The organism is Streptomyces phyllanthi (genome assembly GCF_009377205.1).
Taxonomy (GTDB): Bacteria; Actinomycetota; Actinomycetes; order Streptomycetales; family Streptomycetaceae; genus Streptomyces; species Streptomyces phyllanthi.
In genome coordinates, this window is the sequence record NZ_VJZE01000583.1 from 1 (window position 1) to 4,800 (window position 4,800).

Annotated in this window: 4 protein-coding genes; all 4 read right to left on the bottom strand. The window is 70.7% G+C overall.

What is annotated here, in order from left to right; all coding sequences use genetic code 11:
- Positions 1 to 7: 7 nt before the first annotated feature.
- From pgl to tal, 4 genes are read right to left on the bottom strand one after another with little or no spacing between them, the layout of a single operon-like run.
- The gene (gene pgl / locus FNH04_RS41335) at positions 8 to 790 is read right to left on the bottom strand and encodes a 6-phosphogluconolactonase (protein WP_322725367.1); all 783 of its coding nucleotides are present in this window, start codon (positions 788 to 790) and stop codon (positions 8 to 10) included.
- Positions 790 to 1,941 carry a glucose-6-phosphate dehydrogenase assembly protein OpcA gene (gene opcA, locus FNH04_RS41340; RefSeq protein WP_152791360.1) on the bottom strand — a complete coding sequence of 384 codons (1,152 nt, stop codon included), beginning with the start codon at positions 1,939 to 1,941 and terminating at the stop codon, positions 790 to 792. The genes pgl and opcA overlap by 1 nt, the downstream gene beginning before the upstream one ends.
- Positions 1,938 to 3,476: a glucose-6-phosphate dehydrogenase gene (zwf, locus tag FNH04_RS41345; RefSeq protein WP_152791362.1), complete on the bottom strand. Its 1,539-nt coding sequence runs from the start codon at positions 3,474 to 3,476 to the stop codon at positions 1,938 to 1,940. The genes opcA and zwf overlap by 4 nt, the downstream gene beginning before the upstream one ends.
- Before the next feature lie 4 nt (positions 3,477 to 3,480).
- The gene (gene tal, locus FNH04_RS41350; RefSeq protein WP_152791364.1) at positions 3,481 to 4,623 is read right to left on the bottom strand and encodes a transaldolase; all 1,143 of its coding nucleotides are present in this window, start codon (positions 4,621 to 4,623) and stop codon (positions 3,481 to 3,483) included.
- Between the last annotated feature and the right edge of the window lie 177 nt (positions 4,624 to 4,800).

Consider the following 4,800-nt stretch of genomic DNA (forward strand, 5'->3'; position numbering starts at 1 on the left):
AAAACCCTCAGGGTGACGCCGGTGGGTACAGGGAACGGGGCAATTGCGACGCCGCCGCCGCGTCCAGCAGCCACAGGGTGCGGGCGCGGCCATACGCGCCCGCCACCGGCGCCTGGACCTCCCCCGCACCCGAGAGCCCGATCGCCACGGCCCGGGCCTTGTCCTCGCCCGCCGCCAGGAGCCACACCTCACGCGCCGAACGGATGGCCGGCAGCGTCAGCGTGACCCGGGTCGGCGGCGGCTTGGGGGCGCCGTGCACGCCCACCACCGCACGCTCGGTCTCCCGTACCGCGGGGTGTCCCGGGAACAGAGACGCCACATGCGTGTCCGGCCCGACACCCAGCATCAGCACATCGAACGCCGGAACCGAACTGTGGTTCTCCGGACCCGCCGCCCGTGCCAACTCCTCCGCGTACCCGGCAGCCGCCGCGTCCGCATCCGCACCGTACGGCCCCTCCGCCGCGGGCATGGCATGCACGCGCTCGGGGTCCACCGGCACCGAGTCCAGCAGAGCCTCGCGGGCCTGGGTGACATTGCGGTCCGGATCACCCTCGGGCAGGAACCGCTCGTCACCCCACCACAGATCGATGTGGCCCCAGTCGATCGCGTCCCGAGCGGGGGCGGCCGCGAGCGCGGCCAGCACACCGTTGCCGTTGCGGCCGCCCGTGAGGACCACCGAGGCATGGCCGCGCGAGGCCTGGGCGTCGACGATCTTCGTGATCAGCCGGGCCGCGGCGGCCTGCGCCATCAGTTCCTTGTCGCGGTGCACGACCAGCTGTGGGGTACTCACTACGGCGCCGCCTTCTTGACCGCGGGCATCTGAGCGGGAGAGGGCCGACTCCCGCCGTCGCCGTCGCCGTCCCCCGACGCCGAAGGGGCCGGAGGGGCCGAAGGCGACGGAGGGGCAGGCGGCAGTGCCGGCCGCAACGCCGACACCTCAGTCGATGCCGAGGCTCCCCCCGATGCCGACACCTCAGCCGATGCCGACACCGGCACCCTCGGCACGCCAGAGGCGGCTCCGCCCAGCCGGTCCACCCCGAACCGCAGCGCCGACGCGTACGTGTCGTCCGGATCGAGCCGCCGCAGCTCCTCCGCGATCAGCTCCGCCGTCTCACGGCGCTTCAGCGCCACCGCGCGGTCCGGCTGACCCCGCAGTGCCAGCGTGGCCATCGCCCCGTCCGGCCGGTTGAGCGCGATGGGGCCGCCGGTGGTCTCCAGCCGCACCTCGGTCAGGCCCGGACCCGAGGAGACCCCGCGCCGGACATGCACGTGGAGCCGGTCGGCGAGCCACATGGCCAGGAGTTCGACGCTCGGGTTGAACTCCTCGCCCGTCACCTCGGCGGAGATGACCTCGCACCGCACCTGGTCGAGCGCGGCGGCCAGTACCGAGCGCCACGGCGTGATGCGGGCCCACGCGAGGTCGGTGTCGCCCGGCTCGTAGCTCTCGGCCCGGGCCCGCAGCTCGTCGATCGGCTTCTCCGCCGAGTAGCTGTCGGTGACCCGGCGCTGCCCCAGCGCGCCCAGCGGGTCCTTCGCCGGATCGCGCGGCGCGCCCACCGGCCACCAGACCACGACGGGGGCGTCCGGCAGCAGCAGCGGCAGCACCACGGACTGGGCGTGGTCGGACACCTCGCCGTACAGCCGCAGCACGACCGTCTCACCGGTGCCCGCGTCCGCGCCCACCCGCACCTCGGCGTCCAGCCGGGACTGGGTGCGGTCGCGCGGCGAGCGGGAGACGCGCCGTATGACGACGAGGGTGCGCGAGGGATGCTCGTGCGAGGCGTCGTTGGCCGCCTTCAGGGCGTCGTAGGCGTTCTCCTCGTCGGTGACGATGACGAGGGTGAGCACCATGCCGACGGCCGGCGTGCCGATCGCACGGCGGCCCTGCACCAACGCCTTGTTGATCTTGCTGGCCGTGGTGTCCGTGAGGTCTATCTTCATGGCCGGCGCCAGCTCCGTCCGTCTCGCTCGAGCATCTGGTCCGCCTCGACCGGGCCCCAGGTGCCCGCCGGATACTGCGCGGGCCTGCCGTTCTTCTCCCAGTACTCCTCGATCGGGTCGAGGATCTCCCAGGACAGCTCGACCTCCTCGGTGCGCGGGAAGAGGTTCGAGTCGCCGAGCAGGACGTCGAGGATGAGGCGCTCGTACGCCTCCGGGCTCGACTCCGTGAACGACTCGCCGTACGCGAAGTCCATCGACACGTCCCGGATCTCCATGGAGGTGCCGGGCACCTTGGAGCCGAAGCGGACCGTGACGCCCTCGTCGGGCTGGACACGGATGACGACCGCGTTCTGGCCGAGTTCCTCGGTGGCGGTCGTGTCGAAGGGGGAGTGCGGGGCGCGCTGGAAGACGACCGCGATCTCGGTGACCCGGCGGCCGAGCCGCTTGCCCGTGCGCAGATAGAAGGGGACGCCCGCCCAGCGGCGGTTGTCGACGCCCAGTCTGATCGCCGCGTACGTGTCGGTCTTCGAGTTGGCGTCGATGCCGTCCTCTTCGAGGTAGCCGATCACCTTCTCGCCGCCCTGCCAGCCCGCCGCGTACTGCCCGCGCACGGTGTCGCGGCCCAGGTCCTTCGGCAGCCGTACCGCGCCGAGCACCTTGGTCTTCTCCGCGGCGAGCGCGTCCGCGTCGAAGGAGGCGGGCTCCTCCATGGCCGTGAGGGCCATCAGCTGGAGGAGGTGGTTCTGGATGACGTCGCGGGCGGCGCCGATGCCGTCGTAGTAGCCGGCGCGGCCGCCGATACCGATGTCCTCGGCCATCGTGATCTGCACATGGTCGACGTACGACCGGTTCCAGATCGGCTCGAACATCTGGTTGGCGAACCGGAGCGCCAGGATGTTCTGGACGGTCTCCTTGCCCAGGTAGTGGTCGATACGGAAGACCTGGTCCGGGGCGAAGACCTCGTGCACGATCGCGTTGAGCTGCTGGGCCGACTCCAGATCGTGGCCGAACGGCTTCTCGATGACCGCGCGCCGCCAGGAGCCGCCCGTCTGGTCGGCCAGCCCGTGCTTCTTCAGCTGCTGGATGACCACGGGGAACGCCGACGGCGGTACGGAGAGGTAGAACGCGAAGTTCCCGCCCGTGCCCTGCGCCTTGTCCAGCTCCTCGATCGTCTCGCGCAGCCGCTCGAACGCGTCGTCGTCGTCGAAGGTGCCCTGGACGAAACGCATGCCCTGGATGAGCTGCTGCCAGACCTCCTCGCGGAAGGGGGTGCGGGCGTGCTCCTTGACCGCGTCGTGGACCTCCTGGGCGAAGTCCTCGTTCGCCCACTCGCGGCGGGCGAAGCCGACGAGCGAGAAGCCCGGCGGCAGCAGCCCGCGGTTGGCGAGGTCGTACACCGCGGGCATCAGCTTCTTGCGGGACAGATCGCCCGTGACGCCGAAGATGACCAGGCCCGACGGCCCCGCGATACGCGGGAGCCGTCGGTCCGCCGGGTCACGGAGCGGATTCGCCCCGGAGACGGGAAGGGGTGCCAAGGCGTCAGCCTTCCGAGGGGGCGAGGCGCTGGAGCTCCGCCTCGGTCGACTTGAGCAGGTCGTTCCAGGACGCCTCGAACTTCTCGACGCCCTCGTCCTCCAGGAGCTGGACGACCTCGTCGTACGAGATCCCGAGCTTCTCGACCGCGTCCAGCTCGGCACGCGACTGCTCGTACGTACCGGCGATCGCGTTGCCGCGGATCTCGCCGCTCTCGGCCGTGGCCTCCAGCGTGGCCTCCGGCATGGTGTTCACGGTGTTCGGCGCGACCAGCTCGTCCACGTACAGGGTCGGCTTGTACGCCGGGTCCTTCACGCCTGTGGAGGCCCACAGCGGACGCTGCTTGTTGGCGCCCGCGCTCTCCAGCGCGCTCCAGCGATCCGAGGGCTGTGTCGAATTGTCGCCAGAGGCGAACACCTCCTCGTACGCCTGGTAGGCGAGCCGCGCGTTGGCGACGCCCGCCTTGCCGCGGGCGGCCTTGGCCTCGGTCGTGCCGAGCGCGTCGAGCCGCTTGTCGATCTCGGTGTCCACACGGGACACGAAGAAGGACGCCACCGAGTGGATCTTCGACAGGTCCAGGCCGCGCTCCTTGGCCTTCTCCAGACCGGCCAGGTAGGCGTCCATGACCTCGCGGTAGCGCTCCAGCGAGAAGATCAGCGTCACGTTCACGCTGATGCCGAGGCCGATGGTCTCGGTGATCGCGGGCAGGCCCGCCTGCGTCGCCGGGATCTTGATCAGGGTGTTCGGGCGGTCCACCAGCCAGGCGAGCTGCTTGGCCTCGGCCACCGTCGCCTTGGTGTTGTGCGCCAGGCGAGGGTCGACCTCGATGGAGACCCGGCCGTCCTGGCCGCCGGTGGCGTCGAAGACCGGGCGCAGGATGTCGGCGGCGTCACGGACGTCCGCCGTGGTGATCATGCGGATGGCCTCTTCGACGGTCACCTTGCGGAAGGCCAGATCCTCGACCTGCTGCTCGTAGCCGTCCCCGCTGCTGATCGCCTTCTGGAAGATCGACGGGTTGGTGGTGACGCCCACGACGTGCTGCTGGTCGATCAGCTCGGCGAGGTTGCCGGACGTGATCCGCTTGCGCGACAGGTCGTCCAGCCAGATCGCCACGCCTTCCTCGGAGAGGCGCTTCAGTGCGTCTGTCATGGAAATTGCATCTCCTACGTGTCGTATATGAGCGTCAGCGCTGGGCGGCCGCGATGGATTCCCGAGCAACGGCGGCCACGTTCTCGGGAGTGAAGCCGTACTCGCGGAAGAGGACCTTGCCGTCGGCCGAGGCACCGAAGTGCTCCAGCGAGACGATGCGGCCCGCGTCCCCGACGT

Coding starts and splice junctions, on each gene's coding strand:
- opcA (WP_152791360.1), bottom strand. CDS start 1,941: ATGAAGATAGACCTCACGGACACCACGGCCAGCAAGATCAACAAGGCG.
- tal (WP_152791364.1), bottom strand. CDS start 4,623: ATGACAGACGCACTGAAGCGCCTCTCCGAGGAAGGCGTGGCGATCTGG.